Raw genomic sequence first — 16,025 nt, 5'->3', positions numbered from 1 at the left:
TCCGGCTTCAGTGCGCGACGTTCAGCGCGACCAACAGCCGCGACACCATGTTGTATGCCGCCACAGTGGCCACCACTTCCACCACGCCCTTGGGATCGAAGTGCTGCTGGATGCGGGCCATGAGCTCTTCAGGAACCACGACATGGCGTGTCATCGCGTCGGTCAACTCCAGCACCAGGCGCTCGAGCGGGGCGAAGACATCCGGGAGCGCCGCCTGTCGCACGGCCTCGATCTTGTCGGCACTGACCCCCGCCTTCTGCGCGTGCGGCACGTGCGCGTCGTATTCGAAGCTGGCGCCGTTGAGCACGGCAACGCGAAGGATCATCAACTCGCGCAGATCAGCGGGTACGCCGGTCTGGTTGCGAACAGCCGTGAGCATGCGCTCCCAGCCCGAGGCAATCGGCCCGCTGTTGAGCAGCACCTGGTAGAGCAGCGACACGCGGCCGCGCTCGGCCATGATCCGCGCTTCGACTTCTGCCAGTTCGACCCGCGTGCCCGGCTGGACGAGGGGAACCCTGATGTGGCCGGCCGCCATCAGTCGGCCTTGATGTTCTTGGCGCGGATCAGCCTGGCCCACTTCTCGGTGTCGCGCTTCTGGATCGCGGCAAGTTCCGCGGGCGTGGACGGCGCGGGTTCGGTGCCGGTCTTGAGCAGCTTGTCGCGCACGGCCGGGTTGGCCAGCGTGGTGCGTACCGCCTTGTTCAGCGCCTCGATCACCTCTGGCGGTGTTTTGGCTGGCGCAAAGAGCGCGTACCAGTTGTTGGTGTCTACACCCTTGATGCCTTGCTCCTCGAGTGTCTTCACGTCCGGCAGCGATGGATGCCGCTTGCTGGAGGCCACGCCCAGCGCTTTCAGGCGCCCGCCCTGGACATGGCCGATCAAGCCGGGGACATCACCGAAGAATCCGCTGATCTGGCCACCCATCAAGTCGGTGATGGCGGGCGCAGCACCCTTGTAGGGCACATGCATGAGCCTGGCGCCGCTCGAATCCGACAACTGTTCGATCGCGAGATGCGGGATGCTGCCGGTGCCGGAGGAGCCCATCGCCGTCGGCTCGGCGCGCTTCTTGGTTGCCGCCACGAATTCGGCCGCATCTTTCGCCGGATTGCCTTGCTGGGCGACCAGCAGTTCGACGTTGTTGACGACCAGCGAGACCGGTGCGAAGTCGCGCTGCATGTCGTACGGAAGCTTCTCGTAGAGCGAGGAGTTGATCGCCGCGGCGCCGACGCTGGTGAACCAGAGCGTGCTGCCATCCGGTGCCGACTTCATGACGTCGACGGCGCCGATTGCGCCATTGGCGCCGGGCTTGTTGTCGATGATCACCGTCCGGCCCAGTTCCTTGCCGAGCTGCTCGGACAGCGTGCGGGCCACCGAGTCGACCGGCCCGCCAGAAGTGAATGAAACGACGATCCGCGTCGTCTTCGGCTGTGCGTTGGCCGCGGGTGCCAGCATCGCGGCGAGAGTTGCCGCGAGCATGATGTGCTTGATCATGAATGTCTCCTTCTTGTAGTAGTTGGGCGTTCAGTCGCAGCGCGCGGTCATGCCGCCGTCGACGACCAGCTCTGTGCCCGTGATGAAGCGGGCCTCGTCGCTGGCCAGGAACAACACCGCGCTCGCGGTGTCCCGGCCATCGCCCATGAAGCCCAGCGGGATGCGCTTCTGGCGCTGGGCCAGCAGGGCGTCGACATCGCCGCCCGCCCTTTGCCCGGCGAGGCGCGTCTCCACCATGGGCGTGTGCAGCTGTCCCGGCACGACGCTGTTGACGCGCACTCCCTGGGCCGCATGCTGGACTGCGATCACCCGCGACATCTGGATGACGCCGGCCTTGGTTGCGGCATAGGCAACCTGGGCGCTGCCGGTCCATCGCATGCCCGATGTCGACGAGATATTGACGATGGCTCCGGCACCCTTTGCAAGCATCGTGGGCAGCACATGCTTGCAGGTGAGAAACACGCTCTTGAGGTTGATGTCGATCTGCGAATCCCAGGCGTCTTCGGCCAGTTCGACCGGACCGCCTGCCGCAGAGCCTCCCACGTTGTTGACGAGGATGTCGATCGTGCCGTAGGCGTCCAGGCAGGCGGTCGCCATTGCAGCCACGCTCGCGCTGCTCGTCACGTCGCAGACCCAGGGCGTGATGGACGCACGGGCGTCGCCGGCCAGCTCGAGCGTTTCGTCAAGCCGCGCGCGATCGCGATCCACCGCCAGGACCCTGGCGCCTTCTTCGGCGAGGCGCACCGCGATGGCACGGCCGTTTCCCCACCCGGCACCGACACATCCGGCGCCGGTGACGATGGCCACCTTGTTGTTGAATCGAAGGCTCATGTTCTGTCTTCAAACCGGTAGAGTTGTTGGGGATTGCGAACCAGCAGTGCCTGGCGCGCGGCTTGCGTCGGCGCGACCTCGGCAATGAGGTCGACAAGCTGCTGCTCGTCGGGCAGGGGCCCGGCGTGATTGGGATGCGGCCAGTCGTTGCCCCAGACCACGCGATCTCCGAATTCGGCGACCAGCATGCGGGCAAAGGGCTGGGCATCAGCGTAGGGCGGCCCAAGCCGCGTGATGCGATCCATACCGCTCACCTTGACCCAGAAGCGCTCGTCGGACATCAGCCGCAGCAGCGCCTGGAAGTCCGGCTGGTCGATTCCCTGCGACGCATCGATCCGGCCGATATGGTCGATGACGACCGGCGTCGGCGAACGGCGCAACGCGGGTGCCAGGTCGGTGAGGAGGGCGGGATCGCCGTGGATCTGCAGATGCCAGCCGAGTGGCGCGAAGCGGGCCGCCAATGACAGGACATCTTCGATAGGGGTGTGCCGGCCGAGGTGGCCCATGAAGTTGAACCTCACGCCACGAAAGCCTGCGGCGTCGAGTCGCTTCAGCTCGGCGTCGTCGACATCGGTCGGCAGAAGGGCAATGGCGCGATAGGTAGAAGGCCGCGCGGCAACTGCGTCTTCGGCCGCACGGTTGTCGAAGCCGTGGCAGGCGGACTGCACGACCACGCAGCGCTCGAGGCCGAGCCGGTCATTCAATGCGTAGAGGGCTTCCTTGGGTGCATCTTCCGCGGGGACGAAAGTGGCGTCGGCTGCGTACGGAAAACGCGCGCCGGGGCCGAAGACGTGGCAGTGGGCGTTGCAGGCCCCCGAGGGAAGGGTTGTTGTCATGAAGCGAGTTTCGCGATCGGGAACACCCGGCGTAAGGACATCATCGCTATATCAGATATGCTCATCAGCTATGGAACTGCGCCAACTTCTGTACTTCGTGACCGTGGTCGACGCGGGCAGTTTCAGCCGCGGCGCGGTGGTGCTCGACCTGGCACAGCCGAGCCTCAGCAGGCAGATCGCGCTGCTGGAAAAAGATCTCGGGCAACGATTGCTGGTGAGAACGGGGCGCGGCGTGACCACCACCGAAGCGGGGGAGGCCTTGCTCGTCCATGCGCGCGCGATGCTGGATATTTCGCGCCGCGCGCAAGACGAGCTCCGGGAGATGGACGAGAGCCCTGGCGGGCGGATCGTGGTGGGACTGCCGCCGCGCGTCGCGCTGGGCCTCAGCGCGCCTCTCATCCAGCGGTTCAGGGAAAAATTTCCACGCGCGGTGATCACGGTGCTCGAGGGGCTGAGCGTTGCCCTGCGCGAATCCCTGATTGCGGGGCGGCTTGATCTGGCGCTGCTCTTTGATCCGGCTGCGACACCCCAACTTGCGTTTCAGCCACTGATGCGAGAGCGGCTTCTGCTGGTCGCGCCGCCAAAGAGCAAGCTGCCAGCCCGGGTCGGGTTGTCGGCGCTTGCGAACTACCCCATGGTGCTGCCCAGCGCGCCCAATGCGATCCGCCACCTGCTCGACTCCGTTCTGGGGCCGCGCCACATCGAGCTTCAGGTACTTGCCGAGGTCGGCGCCGTGCGCACCGCGCTCGCGCTGGTCGCGACCGGCGTCGGGTGCACGATTCTTCCGGAAAGCGCGCTTGGCGCGAGCGCGGACGATGCGTTGCCACGTTCCCCGATCGGGCCACCCGCCATCTGGAATGCATTGGTGCTTGCGACACCGGTGGCTCGGCCTGCAACCCGCCTGACCCGCGGCACGGCGCAGTTGCTGCAGGAGCTCGACTTCAGGCGTTGAAGGTGCCGCGCTCCGGGATGCCTGTGCGCGCCGAGGGTGCACGGGTGCAATAGTCCAGCGGGAAAACATGCTGGCGGGCCAGCCCGAGCCGTTTCAGGCTGCGCCGGATTTCGGAGGGCGAGTCGTTCCGTGAAAACAGGACGCGGCCTTCGGTCGTGAGGAGGGCCACCGCCGCGATATCGAAGCCGGCATGCGTGTCGCAGAACATCACACCGGGAAAGACCTGTCCGTTGGCCAGCTTGAGGGCAGCGGCCACGCTGAGCGAGGAGCCGTCAGCCGGCACCTCGGCGGCCGGCACGGGCTTCACCCAGGTTTCGTCCTGTTCGTCGACTTGCTCCTCGTCCATGGCGAACTCCCAGACGGGGAACGCCTCGAGATCCGAGGCCGAGAGCTCATCGACCGGCTTGCGTGTGGCGATGGTCGGATTCAGGAGATCCGAGTGGCCGACGATGCTTTTCTTCTTCAAGATGTCTTGCTCCAATGCTTTATGCGGCCCCTCTACGAGGTCAGGCGGGAACAAGCTGTCGATTCGAATGCGAAACGGAACGGCATAGCCCTTGGTGTAGTAGTCCGCGGCCGAGGACTTTCGCGGACGAATGACGATTTCCGGACCCTGGATCAACGCGTCCTGGGCAAGAAACTTCCCGTGAACCCACCATCGCATCGGCGTGAGCGGCATATCGGCGCGACGCCCGCTCTTTGCCTCGGTGACTTCCAGCCACAGGCGTGACACATCCCCATGCGGCCGGACTTCGCATGAGACGACCAGCCTGTGGCCGCGGACGGTCTTGTCGACAAGTCGAACACGCAAAAGTTCGCCATGCGTTTGATACTGGTCTGCAATGTTCTGTATGGCTTCAAGGTCAGCCGACAAGAATCTCAGTGCTTGAAATGTCGCGGCTCGCACCAGCGCGGCTTGCTCGTCCGGGCTCATCGCGTTGAACGACGTCTGCAAGCCGTAGGCGGCCCATGTTTGCCATTTCTCTGCGGTGTATTCGAGGCGTCGCAGCTGCCCATCAGGTATTGCGGGGGTAAAGAGCAGATAGAGCGAGCTTCCGCCCGAGATGGTCAGCTTCAGCTCGGCGCATTTGCCTCCAATCAACTGGCCGAATGCTACCGACGAGGGCGGGGCCGTGAAGAGCTTGCCCATGTAGTGGGGCATGGGCAAATCTTCAGAGGGCAAGCCCGGCGATTCGAAGTAGCGAATGTCGTTCAGGGTTCGCTTGTGCTTGACGTCCACGGTTCCTGCTCCTCAGGCATTGATCGGTTCACAAGAGGCGATCCCCTTGAACTGCGCAGCCTTGAATGCGCTAGCAAACTCCCCACCGGCGATCAGTAGCGGGATCGACTCGTTGTTCGAGCCGAACCGGCCGTCGGAAAACACCAGCTCCGTTGCCGAGATGGTCGGGTCGCCGAGCAAGACGATGCGACCATAGCCTGTGAAATCCCGAAAAATTCCGCACTCGGGGCAGAAGCGGGTGCGCGCTGTTCCCATCGCGTCGTAGTCCAGCGCTACCGGATCCGTGCACTTGAGGTGGAAGAAGCCGGGGTTCGCTTCGAGCGAAGTGAACGCCAGCCGATCGGCGCCCATTGAGGCGCACAGTTCCTTGAATCTGGTGCTGACGATGACGGCACCGTCGTAGCAGCAGGAGATGTCGTACCGCTTCTGTCGGAGCGAGAAGTTTCTGGCTGTGAAATCGCGATCGATCCGGTAGCCGCATTTCGGGCAGACGGGACAACCGGATTCGGGGTGGATGCGATCGGTCGATCCGACCATCCATGAGTGGTTGTCGTGGGCGAAGAGGTGGAACAGCATTCGAATAGAGGGTGGGCCGTGGTTCATCGTTTGGTGAAACGCGGGACCGATTTTTGATCATTTGATGAAAACGCGGATCCGGATAAGCCAGTTATCCAGGATAACCATCAAGGCCCGGGAATTCCCTGACTCCACCAATGAAAAAGCGTCACGCAGCGGCGTCGGGCCACCCCCGTCGCGGCGCCGCTGGTACGACCGTTGCACAAGGAAGGCCGAGACAAACACCTGGACAACCCCAATGACCCACGCCTCCATCCCCGCTGTGCTCGACCCGGCGCCGCTCGACCCGGCGCTCGCCGGCTTTCTGGCGCAAGCCGCTGCACAAGGCAACCCGCCGCTGGAGTCGCTGCCGCCGCCGGTGGCGCGCCAGATCTACCGCGACCTGGCGGCCGGCCTGGGCCTGCCGGCGCCAGCCATCGCTTCTGCGAACGACCGCACCATCGACGGAGTCGGCGGCCCGTTGATGCTGCGCATCTACCAGCCCGATGCCCAGGGGCCGCTGCCCTTGCTGCTCTATGTGCACGGCGGCGGCTTCGTGATCGGCGACCTCGAAACCCACGACAAGATCTGCCGCACCCTGTGCCATGACGTGGCCGCCGTGGTGGTGGCGGTGGACTACCGGCTGGCGCCCGAGCATCCCTTTCCGGCGGCGGTCGACGACGTTGCCTGCGCGCTGGGCTGGGTGGCCGCGCACGCACGCGAACTCGGCGCCGATCCGTCGCGCATCGCGCTGGCCGGCGACAGCGCGGGTGCGCAACTCGCCGCTGTGGCAGCGCTGCGTAGCGCTGGCGCCATCGCGCCGCGCGCGCTGGGCCTCATCTACCCGGTCGCCCAGCACTACAGCGAACCAAGCCCTTCGATGGCCGAGAACGGCGAGGGCAAGTTCCTCACCAACGGTGTCATGCAATGGTTCATCGACTGCTACCTCGGCGCGCGCCAGGAGCTGGCACGCCACGCCGATTTCGCCTTGCTGCACTCGCAGGCGCTGGGCACGCTGCCGTCCACCTGGCTGGCCACCATGGGCCACGACCCGCTGCGTGACGAAGGACATGCGCTGGCGCTGCGCATCGCGCAGGCCGGCGTGCCGACCGAGCACCGCCACTACCCCGGTGCCATCCACGCCTGCCTTCACTTCACCGCGGTGTCGCCGCTGGGCACCCAGGTGATGGCCGATCTGGCCGGATGGCTGCGCGCGCAGCTATGCTCGAGCTGAACCTGGGGCCTTGCGCAGCAAAAAACCCATCGATGTGCTGATCGGGCAAGGGCTGGCGACAATCCATGGCTACCCCTTACCGGATCCGTCATGTCCCATTCAAAGATCGACCCGCCTTCACAACCAGCCATGCCGGTCGCGGTGGTGACCGGCGCAGCGCGCGGTATCGGCCTCGCAATCACCCAATGGTTTCTCGACAGCGGGCACTGTGTCCTCATGCTGGACATCGACGCAGAGACCTTGTCGAAGGCGCAAGCCGCCCTGAACGATGACGCGCGTGTCCTGGCGCTGAACTGTGATGTGTCCCAGCCGGACCAGGTGCAAGTCAGCATCGACCGGGGCGTGGCCCGATTCGGCCGCATCGACTACCTGGTCAACAACGCAGGTGTTGCCGTCTTCAAGAGCATCGGGACGACGACGTTCCAGGAATGGAGAACCGTCTTCGCGACCAACCTGGATGGGGCCTTCCTTTGCTCGCAGGCCTGTGCGCCCGTCATGCTTCGCACGGGCGGCGGCGCCATTGTCAACATCGCATCCATTTCGGGCTTGAGGGCCAGCACCTTGCGCGTCGCCTACGGAACGAGCAAGGCGGCGCTCATTCACCTGACCCGCCAGCAGGCGGTCGAACTGGGCGCTGTCGGCATCCGGGTGAATGCCATTGCGCCCGGGCCCGTGGAGACGGAGATGGCCAGGCAGGTTCACACGCCCGCCATTCGCGCCGACTATCACGACACCATCCCCCTCGGGCGGTACGGCTCCATGGACGAGATCGCGTCCACCGTCGGGTTCCTGTGCAGCCCTGCGGCAAGCTACGTCAACGGGCAGGTGCTTGCGGTGGATGGCGGCTTCGAAGCGACCGGCGTGGGCCTTCCGACGCTGCGTCGAACGGCCGCCGGCTAGGTGTTTTGTCCGTTCCGTGGCGGAGGAACCGCGAGCTAAATGCTGACTGATGAAGTGGTCTATCGCCTGCGCAGGGCAGGGCGACCCCACCTGATGCTTACTCTCCAAAGGGGGTATTCGCATGTCAGTTTCATTCCGGTGCCGAGTTGCCATTCCGATCCTGCTGTGGTCGAGCTTCGCGACCGGGCAGGTAGCCCAGGCGCCGGCCAGCGGGGGAACGCTGCAGCAGGAGGCAGACTACCGCGTGGTCGCGGCGCGCTGCGGCACGCCTGCCTTCGAGAAGGGCTTTACCCGGCAATCGCGGGCCATGGTGGCCGCCGGGCTTGTCGGATCGACCAAGGATCCTGTGGCCGCAGAGAAGGCGATCACCGCGTTGCGCCGCAACCCCTACCGTCTTATCGCGACGCCGGCCGACTGCCGGGCTGAACTGGTCGCGCTTGCGGCACTGCAGAAGCAGCGCACCCGATTTGTCAAGACTCCCCGGGGGCGCTGAGGGCCCCCCATTCACGCGAGCAGTTGCGCCACCGTTCGACGCAGCCACACATTGCCCGCGTCGGCGTTGAACCGCTCGTGCCAGTGCTGCTTCACGTCATAGTGCGGCAGGGCATGCGGCGTCGGGATCAGGCGGATGTGTTCGCGCGTCTGCATGGCCTGGCCGAACCGAAGCGGCACCGTGGCGATCAGCTCTGTTTCCGCCACGATCCTGGCGACGCCAAGAAAGCTCGGCACGCTCAGCGCCACATGCCGCACCACGCCGGCCGCGGCGAGAACCTTGTCGACGATGGCATGGCCGGTGCCTGAGGCCGTGACCACGACATGGCTCTCGCGCGCATAGGCGGCCTTGGTCAGGCGCGTGCTGATGCGGGGGTGCGCCGCCGCAGCCAGGCAGACGAAGTTCTGCGCAAACAGAACGGTCTGATAGAAGCCGGCGTCGAGCTGCGGCATGAAGCCCACGGCCAGGTCGACCTCCCCATCCTCCAGGCGCCGGGCGCTTGCGGTCGAGATCTTCTCCACATAAATGCGTACCCCCGGCGCCGCGGTGCGCAGGTGGTTGAGCAGCTTCGGCAGGACAACGACTTCGCTGATGTCGGTCATGCAGATGCGGAACTCGCGGTCCGCCACCCTGGGGTCGAACACCTGCCGGCTGGCACGCGCCTGCTCGAGTTCGGCCAAGACCTTTCGCATGACGGGCTGAAGCGCCTGGGCCCGCGGCGTGGGTTGCATGCCACGCGCGGTTCTGCTGAACAGCTGGTCGTCAAAGTGAGTGCGCAGTTTGCCCAGCGCAATGCTCGCCGAAGCCTGGGCGATGCCCAGCCGCTCTGCCGCACGGGAAACGCTGGAGGTCTTGTAGACCTCGTCGAACACCGCCAGCCATTCGAGATCGAGTCCTGCCATCGTGAAGCTTCAAGACAATTATTGGAAAAGGCGATTGGAAGTATTCCATGAACATGGTTGCTCGAATAGAGGTGGGCCGGGAAAATCCGGTCCCGAGTGACAAGGACGTCGCTTCTCAGGAGACAACATGGACACCATCGCCTCGCCGGCAACGCTCGACACGCTTGCGCAGCGTCGCCGCTATTACGAGCGCATCAAGGCACTGAACCTGACCCCGCTGTGGGAAGAACTGCACGCGCTGGTGCCGCGGGAGCCGGCTTCGCCGTGCGTGCCGGCGCTTTGGCGCTATGCGGACATCAAGCCCCACCTGATGGAGTCGGCCGAACTCATCACTGCGCAAGAGGCGGTCCGGCGCGTGCTGATTCTCGAAAACCCGGGCATGCCCGGCCGGTCGTGCATCACGCAATCGCTTTATGCGGGCCTGCAACTGATCATGCCGGGCGAGGTCGCGCCGTCGCATCGGCATGTGCAGTCGGCGCTCCGGTTCATCGTCGATGGCAAGGGGGCCTACACCACGGTCGGTGGAGAACGCACGACGATGTTCCCGGGCGACTTCATCATCACGCCCTCATGGGCCTGGCACGACCACGGCAACGAGGGCTTGCACGGCGACAGCGAGCCGGTGGTCTGGCTCGATGGCCTGGACATTCCGCTGGTGCGCTTCTTCGATGCGGGCTTTGCCGAGAACGATGCTGCGGCCTCACAGAGCGTGGCGCGTCCTGAAGGCCACAGCCATGCGCGCTTCGGGCACAACATGGTGCCGGTGCGCCACACGCACACGTCGCCGACCTCGCCGATCTTCAGCTACCCCTACGCGCGCAGCCGCGAAGCGCTGGCCGCGCTGCAGAAGGCGGAAGCGCCAGACGAGTGGTTGGGCTGGAAGCTGCGCTACGTCAACCCGCTCACGGGTGGGGCGCCCATGCCGACCATGGCGACCTGCCTGCAACTGCTGCCGAAGTCGTTCAAGGGCAAGAGCCATCGCGCCACCGATGGTGCGGTGTACAGCGTGGTCGAAGGGCGCGGCACGGCAGAGATCGCGGGCCAGCGCTTCGCCTTCCAGCCGCAAGACACCTTCGTCGTGCCCTCGTGGGCCGGCCTCCGGCTCGAAGCCGACGACGAGACAGTGCTGTTCAGCTTCTCGGACCGTCCCGTCCAGGACGCGATAGGCATTCACCGCGAGCAGTTTCTGGACAACTGATCGTCAATCCATTCCTCCCTTTTTCTTCGAGAAGTACACATGTCCTTTGTCATCACGCCCATGTCCATCGTGGGCATTCCCGTCGCCGGGTCGGACGATCTCTTTCCTGTGCGGCGCGTGTACTGCGTGGGCCGCAACTACGCGGCACATGCCCGCGAGATGGGTTTCGATCCGGATCGGGAGCCGCCGTTCTTTTTCTGCAAGCCCAACGACGATGCGTCGGTGATTCCGGTCGAGGCAGGCGCGACCGCCACCTTGCCGTATCCCTCGCAAACGCAGAACTACCACTTCGAGGCCGAACTCGTCGTGGCGATCGGCAAGAGCGGGCGGGACGTGCCCGCAGAAAAGGCAGCCGAGCTGATCTATGGCTATGCGGTCGGCCTGGACATGACACGCCGCGACCTGCAGATCGCTGCCCGCGAAAAAGGCCGCCCATGGGAAGTGGGCAAGGCCTTCGATCTCTCGGCGCCGATCGCACCGATCCGTCGCATCAAGGACGGTGGCGCCATCACCTCGGGTGCCATCACGCTCGAAGTGGATGGCAAGGTCAAGCAGAAGAGCGATGTGTCCCACCTCATCTGGTCGGTCGATGAAATCATCGCCAATCTCTCGACGCTGTTCGCACTGGAGCCCGGCGACCTCATCTTCACCGGCACGCCGGAAGGCGTAGGTGCGGTGGTGGCCGGCCAGACCCTCTCGGTCCACGTCGACGGCCTCGAGCCGCTGACGGTGCGGATCGCCTGAGTCGGCACAGGTGGATGCGGAATGACTACCCATATGGACACCACAAGGCCGCCCGTGATCGTTGCCGGAGGCGGCATCGGGGGACTTGCCTGCGCACTGGCGCTGGCCAAGCTCGGGCAGCCCGTCGAGCTTCTGGAGCAGAGCGCCGAGATCGCTGAGATCGGTGCGGGCCTTCAACTGGGGCCGAACGCCTTCGCAGCGCTCGATGCCCTGGGCGTTGGCGAGCAGGTTCGGCAGAAAGCAGTTTTCAACGAGCGTCTGGTCATGATGGACGCCGTCGATTGCAGGGAGGTCGCGTCCGTTGCGGTGGGCGACGCCTTTCGGGCCCGCTTCAAGAACCCCTACGCGGTCAGCCATCGGGCCGATCTGCATGGCGCGCTGTATGCCGCGGCCCAGGCCAGCGCGCTCGTGAAGCTGCATGTCGGCGCGCGGATCGAGTCGGTGCACATCGATGACGACGGCGCATCGGCCACGGCCTCGGACGGCAGGATCTTCAAGGGCGCGGCCTTGATCGGCTGCGACGGCGTGAAGTCGGTCGTGCGCACCCGCCTCCTGGGGGACGCGCCGCGTGTTTCAGGGCATGTGGTCTACCGCGCCGTGGTTCCGGCCGAAGACATGCCGAAGGATCTTCAATGGAACGCCCCGGTGGTGTGGGCCGGCCCCGACTGCCACCTGGTGCACTACCCGTTGCGCGGCGGCGAACAGTACAACCTCGTCGTGACCTTCCACAGCCGGGAGAAGGAGGAGTGGGGCGTGAGCGATGGCAGCAAGGAAGAGGTGCTGTCGTACTTCAAGGGCGTGCATGCAAAGCCCCGGCAGCTCCTGGACCGACCGACAACCTGGCGGCGCTGGAGCACGGCCGATCGGGAACCCGTCGAACGGTGGAGCGAGGGCTGCGCCACGCTGCTCGGAGACGCGGCCCATCCGATGATGCAGTATCTGGCGCAGGGCGCATGCATGGCCATGGAAGACGCAGTCACGCTGGCTGCTGCAGTCGAAAGAACCCGCAGCTTTGCAGATGCGTTCCGGCTTTATGAGTCGGCGCGCATCGCCCGCACGGCACGGGTCGTGCTGGCGGTGCGCGAGATGGGGCGCATCTATCACGCGAAGGGCGTGGATCGACTGGTTCGCAACAGCCTGTGGACGGGTCGAAGCCAGGAGCGCTTCTACGATGCGCTCGAGTGGCTTTATGACTGGCGTGCCGAGCGATGCCTCGACGCCGGAGTCACTATTTAGGATCCTGCTGACCGATATTCGATCCATGCCATTGCCGCAATGGTGTTCCACGCCTAACCTTCATGCACCAGGGGCTCCACGCACCCTCGTGAATACACATTACGGAGACACGATGAACCACTCAGACCCGCGTACTTGCGGCAGGCACCCCATGTCCTTGAATCTGGCCGCGCACCTCGGCGCGCTGGCTGTCCTGCTCGCATGTGGAGCACCCGTTGCCTCTGCACAGCCACAGGCTGTCGGCTGGCCAACCAAGCCACTTCGGCTGCTCGTCGGATTTCCCGGCGGCTCCACGCCCGACGGCGCCGCCCGCGCCATTGCCGAGCCGCTTTCGAAAGCCCTCGGCCAACCGGTGATCGTGGACAACAAGGCCGGTGCATCCGGCAACATCGCCGCCGATCAGATCGCCAAGGCCACGGACGACCACACGCTGGGCATCGTCATCAACGGCAACCTGACCTCGGCCAAGATGCTGTATCCCAAGCTGCCTTACGAGCCGGCGACTGATTTCACGTATCTCGCGATGGTCGGGACTGCGCCACTGATCCTCGTTGCACAGGCAGCGGCACCGAGCGGCAAGGCGTTCATCGATGCAGCCCGGTCGGCCGGCGAGAAGTGGTCTTATGGCTCCGTGGGTGCCGGCTCGGTTGGGCACCTGGGCATGGAGCTGCTGAAGACGCGAGTGCCCGGCATGGGCGCGATGCATGTGCCGTACCAAGGCAATCCGCAGGTGGTGACGGCGATGCTCGGCAAGCAGGTCGAGATGGCGCTGGTGCCGCCCGGCGTGGCGCTGCCGCAAATCAATGCGGGCAAGCTCAAGGCCATCGGCCTGACGACCGGGCGCAGCACGCTCGCCCCGGACATTCCGCCACTGGCCGACGCAGGCGTGAAGGATTTCGAGCTCGAGGTCTGGACTGCACTCGTTGGCCCGGCCAAGCTCAGCGCCGCAGCCAAATCGCGTCTGGCCGCTGTGTTGCCAGGCGTGTTGCAGGATGCCGCCGTACGGCAGCAGCTCTTCAATCAGGGCTGGCAGGCGCCGGCAACTGCATCAGCGACCGCCCTGCAGGCCCGCGTTGCGGCCGAGTCGAAGACCATGCAGCGCATCATTTCCGCCAGCGGAATCAAGCTCCAATGAACACGATGGACACAGTGCAGGAACCGGCACGCGCGCTGCCGGTCTATGGTGAATACGATGTCGTGGTGGTCGGCGGCGGGCCCGCCGGGCTTGCTGCGGCGGTCAGCGCTGCCAGACATGGGGCGCGCACGTTGCTTGTGGAGCGCTATGGCTTCCTTGGGGGCATGGGCACTGCCGGCGGCGTCACGAACTTCGCGGGGCTGTACGGCCAGCGCGATGGCGAGATGCACCAGCTGGTGCATGGCGTCGTCGACGAGCTGCTGTCGCGCATCGAGTCCCTCGGTGGCCTCAACCGTCCGCAAGACGGGATGGGCGGCCGCATACGCGTGCGCAGCTATGACACCTCGGCGTACAAATGTGCCGCCGACCAGCTGTTGCTGGCTTCAGGCGTACAACTGCTCTTCCACGCACAGGCAGCGGCTGTCTTGATGGATGGCCCCCGCCTTGCCGCGCTCGTGGTCGAGACCAAGTCCGGCCGGCAGGCACTGCGCGCCAACGTGTTCATCGATTGCTCGGGCGACGCAGACGTGGCTGCCTTTGCCGGCGTGCCGTATGCGGTGGGTGATGGCCATGGCAGCGGGCTTTTCCCCACCACCATGTTCCGGGTCGGCCATGTGGACGCACCGGCCGCGCTGGCTGCCGTTGGCGAGTTCAAGGCCATCAACGACTACATGGAACGCGCCCAGGAAGAATTCCCTGGCCGCTACCACTTCCCGCGCGAAGGCGCCATCCTGCGGCCCCAGATTCATCCGGCCGAATGGCGCGCCAACGTCACGCAGCTGAAGAACGAGCTGGGCCACGCGATGAACGGTGTGGACGCGCGCGAACTGAGCGCGGGCGAAGTCGAGGGGCGGCGGCAGATCGTCGACTTCTTCCGTTTCCTGCGCGAGCAAGTGCCGGGATTCGCCGAATCGCAGATCGTCGAGATTGCGCCGCAGGTGGGCATCCGCGAGACGCGGCGCATCGGCGGCCTGTACGCGCTGACGGGGGAAGACATCCTCAACTCCGCGCGCTTTGATGACAGCATCGGCATCAACGCGTGGCCGATGGAGTTGCACCAGGCCGGCAAGATTGAATGGCGCTTTCCAACGGATCAGCGTCGCGCCTACAACGATCTGCCGTGGCGGATGCTGGTGCCGCAGGGCGTCGACAACCTGCTCGTGGCCGGCCGCTGTGCATCGATGACGCACGAGGGCCAGTCGGCTGCGCGCGCAAGCGGTGGCTGCTTCGTGATGGGGCAGGCGGCCGGCACTGCTGCGGCCCATGCCGGTCTCGCTCCTTTGCGTGAGACCGACGTCGTTCGGCTTCAGCAGCGATTGCGGGCCGACGGCGCCTACATCGAAGGCTAGCGGGAAAAGACACAGTGGACCTCAAGCTCCTCATGGTGTTCGACGAGGTCTACAAGACGCGAAGTGTCTCGCGCGCCGGGGAGAACCTGGGGCTCCCGCAAACGTCCGTGAGCCTCGCGCTTGCACGCATGCGCCGGCAGTTCAACGATCCCCTGTTCGTGCGGACCGGCGCCGGGATGATGCCCACGCCGCATGCAGCTGCTCTGGCGCGGCCATTGCGGGAGGCGCTGGAACTTCTGCGAGTCGCCATGCAGCAGCAGGTGGTCTTCGATCCTTCCATCTCGTCGCGGCTCTTCCGCATCGCGATGACGGACATCAGTCACCTCGAGTTTCTTCCGTCGCTGATCAACAAGGTGGGCAAGCTCGCGCCCGATGTTCGTGTCGATGTTCTGCGCATCACATCGGACACGCCCAAATTGCTTGAATCCGGAGAGGCCGACCTGGCCGTCGGTTTCATGCCTGAACTGGAAGCGGGCTTCTACCAGCAGAAACTGTTCGACCAGACTTTTGCCTGCGTCGTCAGTCGAGCGCATCCACGTATCGGCAAGCGGCTCACCGAAAGCCTTTTCAAGCGCGAGAAGCACGTCGTCATCACGGCACCCGGAACAGGCCACGAACTGGTGGAGCAGGCACTCGCCCGCCAGCGGATCGAAAGAAGGGTGGCGCTTTCGCTTCCGACCTTGCCCGGCGTGGGCAACCTCCTCGCGAACACCGAGCTTGTCGCGACGGTTCCGGAGCGCGTCGCCGAGACGCTCGTCAAAATTGCAAAGGTGAAATCCTTGCCGGCGCCGTTCAGGTTTCCGTCGTTCTCGATCAAGCAGCACTGGCACGAGCGCTACCAGCAGGATCCTGCCAACCAGTGGCTTCGGTCGACGGTGGCGGATTTGTTCCTCGAAGAGTGAGGTTGCGGGCGGTGATCAGCCGGTCGT

Annotated in this window: 17 protein-coding genes; 10 read left to right on the top strand and 7 right to left on the bottom strand. The window is 65.2% G+C overall.

Translation table 11 applies throughout. The features are described 5' to 3' along the window. Positions 1-7: 7 nt before the first annotated feature. From QTI05_RS00610 to QTI05_RS00595, 4 genes are read right to left on the bottom strand one after another with little or no spacing between them, the layout of a single operon-like run. A complete protein-coding gene (locus tag QTI05_RS00610) occupies positions 8-535 on the bottom strand; it encodes a carboxymuconolactone decarboxylase family protein (RefSeq protein ID WP_286622523.1) in 528 nt (175 codons plus the stop codon). Beyond that, a complete protein-coding gene (locus QTI05_RS00605) occupies positions 535-1,491 on the bottom strand; it encodes a Bug family tripartite tricarboxylate transporter substrate binding protein (RefSeq protein ID WP_286622522.1) in 957 nt (318 codons plus the stop codon). Before QTI05_RS00605 ends, QTI05_RS00610 begins: the two co-directional genes overlap by 1 nt. A 30-nt stretch (positions 1,492-1,521) precedes the next feature. Next, positions 1,522-2,322, bottom strand: coding sequence for an SDR family NAD(P)-dependent oxidoreductase (locus tag QTI05_RS00600; protein WP_286622521.1), 801 nt, complete (start codon positions 2,320-2,322; stop codon positions 1,522-1,524). Beyond that, the gene (locus QTI05_RS00595) at positions 2,319-3,158 is read right to left on the bottom strand and encodes an amidohydrolase family protein (RefSeq protein ID WP_286622520.1); all 840 of its coding nucleotides are present in this window, start codon (positions 3,156-3,158) and stop codon (positions 2,319-2,321) included. The genes QTI05_RS00600 and QTI05_RS00595 overlap by 4 nt, the downstream gene beginning before the upstream one ends. 70 nt (positions 3,159-3,228) lie before the next feature. On the opposite strand from QTI05_RS00595, the gene QTI05_RS00590 reads away from it, so the two are divergent. Further along, positions 3,229-4,110: a LysR substrate-binding domain-containing protein gene (locus QTI05_RS00590; RefSeq protein WP_286542753.1), complete on the top strand. Its 882-nt coding sequence runs from the start codon at positions 3,229-3,231 to the stop codon at positions 4,108-4,110. On the opposite strand, the gene QTI05_RS00585 is transcribed toward QTI05_RS00590, so the two are convergent. Next, complete coding sequence (locus QTI05_RS00585) at positions 4,100-5,350, bottom strand: hypothetical protein (protein ID WP_286622519.1); 1,251 nt, start codon at positions 5,348-5,350, stop codon at positions 4,100-4,102. The genes QTI05_RS00590 and QTI05_RS00585 overlap by 11 nt on opposite strands. 12 nt (positions 5,351-5,362) lie before the next feature. After that, entirely contained in the window at positions 5,363-5,926 is a 564-nt protein-coding gene (locus QTI05_RS00580) for a hypothetical protein (RefSeq protein ID WP_286542755.1), read from the bottom strand. A 238-nt stretch (positions 5,927-6,164) separates the two neighbouring features. On the opposite strand from QTI05_RS00580, the gene QTI05_RS00575 reads away from it, so the two are divergent. The 3 genes from QTI05_RS00575 to QTI05_RS00565 all read left to right on the top strand — a co-directional run bounded on the left by QTI05_RS00575 (position 6,165) and on the right by QTI05_RS00565 (position 8,532). Next, positions 6,165-7,139 carry an alpha/beta hydrolase gene (locus QTI05_RS00575; protein WP_286622518.1) on the top strand — a complete coding sequence of 325 codons (975 nt, stop codon included), beginning with the start codon at positions 6,165-6,167 and terminating at the stop codon, positions 7,137-7,139. 90 nt (positions 7,140-7,229) lie between these two features. Then, a complete protein-coding gene (locus QTI05_RS00570; protein WP_286622517.1) occupies positions 7,230-8,039 on the top strand; it encodes an SDR family NAD(P)-dependent oxidoreductase in 810 nt (269 codons plus the stop codon). Between the two features lie 121 nt (positions 8,040-8,160). Continuing rightward, positions 8,161-8,532 carry a hypothetical protein gene (locus tag QTI05_RS00565; RefSeq protein ID WP_286542758.1) on the top strand — a complete coding sequence of 124 codons (372 nt, stop codon included), beginning with the start codon at positions 8,161-8,163 and terminating at the stop codon, positions 8,530-8,532. Between the two features lie 11 nt (positions 8,533-8,543). Here QTI05_RS00565 and QTI05_RS00560 read toward each other — a convergent pair whose 3' ends face one another. Continuing rightward, positions 8,544-9,434, bottom strand: a complete 891-nt coding sequence (locus QTI05_RS00560) for a LysR family transcriptional regulator (RefSeq protein WP_286622516.1) — start codon at positions 9,432-9,434, stop codon at positions 8,544-8,546. A gap of 127 nt (positions 9,435-9,561) precedes the next feature. Between QTI05_RS00560 and gtdA the strand changes: the two genes are divergently transcribed. The 6 genes from gtdA to QTI05_RS00530 all read left to right on the top strand — a co-directional run bounded on the left by gtdA (position 9,562) and on the right by QTI05_RS00530 (position 15,998). Beyond that, a complete protein-coding gene (gene gtdA / locus QTI05_RS00555; RefSeq protein WP_286622515.1) occupies positions 9,562-10,632 on the top strand; it encodes a gentisate 1,2-dioxygenase in 1,071 nt (356 codons plus the stop codon). A gap of 39 nt (positions 10,633-10,671) precedes the next feature. Continuing rightward, positions 10,672-11,376 (top strand): fumarylacetoacetate hydrolase family protein, encoded by a 705-nt coding sequence (locus QTI05_RS00550; protein ID WP_286622514.1) that lies wholly within the window; start codon positions 10,672-10,674, stop codon positions 11,374-11,376. A gap of 33 nt (positions 11,377-11,409) precedes the next feature. After that, the gene (locus QTI05_RS00545; RefSeq protein WP_286622513.1) at positions 11,410-12,612 is read left to right on the top strand and encodes a 3-hydroxybenzoate 6-monooxygenase; all 1,203 of its coding nucleotides are present in this window, start codon (positions 11,410-11,412) and stop codon (positions 12,610-12,612) included. A gap of 151 nt (positions 12,613-12,763) precedes the next feature. Further along, positions 12,764-13,747, top strand: a complete 984-nt coding sequence (locus tag QTI05_RS00540) for a Bug family tripartite tricarboxylate transporter substrate binding protein (RefSeq protein ID WP_286622512.1) — start codon at positions 12,764-12,766, stop codon at positions 13,745-13,747. Between the two features lie 5 nt (positions 13,748-13,752). Beyond that, a complete protein-coding gene (locus QTI05_RS00535; protein ID WP_286622511.1) occupies positions 13,753-15,096 on the top strand; it encodes an FAD-dependent oxidoreductase in 1,344 nt (447 codons plus the stop codon). Positions 15,097-15,110: 14 nt separating this feature from the next. Continuing rightward, entirely contained in the window at positions 15,111-15,998 is an 888-nt protein-coding gene (locus tag QTI05_RS00530; protein WP_286622509.1) for a LysR family transcriptional regulator, read from the top strand. Positions 15,999-16,025 lie beyond the last annotated feature (27 nt).

The organism is Variovorax fucosicus (genome assembly GCF_030316825.1).
Taxonomy (GTDB): Bacteria; Pseudomonadota; Gammaproteobacteria; order Burkholderiales; family Burkholderiaceae_C; genus Variovorax; species Variovorax fucosicus.
Note: the sequence above shows the minus strand (reverse complement) of the source record. Positions and strands in the feature narration are given on the sequence as shown.

Bases quoted from the DNA above. Each gene is read 5' to 3' on its own strand.
- QTI05_RS00610 (WP_286622523.1), bottom strand. From the start codon at position 535: ATGGCGGCCGGCCACATCAGGGTTCCCCTCGTCCAGCCGGGCACGCGG.
- QTI05_RS00605 (WP_286622522.1), bottom strand. From the start codon at position 1,491: ATGATCAAGCACATCATGCTCGCGGCAACTCTCGCCGCGATGCTGGCA.
- QTI05_RS00600 (WP_286622521.1), bottom strand. From the start codon at position 2,322: ATGAGCCTTCGATTCAACAACAAGGTGGCCATCGTCACCGGCGCCGGA.
- QTI05_RS00595 (WP_286622520.1), bottom strand. From the start codon at position 3,158: ATGACAACAACCCTTCCCTCGGGGGCCTGCAACGCCCACTGCCACGTC.
- QTI05_RS00590 (WP_286542753.1), top strand. From the start codon at position 3,229: ATGGAACTGCGCCAACTTCTGTACTTCGTGACCGTGGTCGACGCGGGC.
- QTI05_RS00580 (WP_286542755.1), bottom strand. From the start codon at position 5,926: ATGCTGTTCCACCTCTTCGCCCACGACAACCACTCATGGATGGTCGGA.
- QTI05_RS00575 (WP_286622518.1), top strand. From the start codon at position 6,165: ATGACCCACGCCTCCATCCCCGCTGTGCTCGACCCGGCGCCGCTCGAC.
- QTI05_RS00570 (WP_286622517.1), top strand. From the start codon at position 7,230: ATGTCCCATTCAAAGATCGACCCGCCTTCACAACCAGCCATGCCGGTC.
- QTI05_RS00565 (WP_286542758.1), top strand. From the start codon at position 8,161: ATGTCAGTTTCATTCCGGTGCCGAGTTGCCATTCCGATCCTGCTGTGG.
- QTI05_RS00560 (WP_286622516.1), bottom strand. From the start codon at position 9,434: ATGGCAGGACTCGATCTCGAATGGCTGGCGGTGTTCGACGAGGTCTAC.
- gtdA (WP_286622515.1), top strand. From the start codon at position 9,562: ATGGACACCATCGCCTCGCCGGCAACGCTCGACACGCTTGCGCAGCGT.
- QTI05_RS00550 (WP_286622514.1), top strand. From the start codon at position 10,672: ATGTCCTTTGTCATCACGCCCATGTCCATCGTGGGCATTCCCGTCGCC.
- QTI05_RS00545 (WP_286622513.1), top strand. From the start codon at position 11,410: ATGGACACCACAAGGCCGCCCGTGATCGTTGCCGGAGGCGGCATCGGG.
- QTI05_RS00540 (WP_286622512.1), top strand. From the start codon at position 12,764: ATGTCCTTGAATCTGGCCGCGCACCTCGGCGCGCTGGCTGTCCTGCTC.
- QTI05_RS00535 (WP_286622511.1), top strand. From the start codon at position 13,753: ATGGACACAGTGCAGGAACCGGCACGCGCGCTGCCGGTCTATGGTGAA.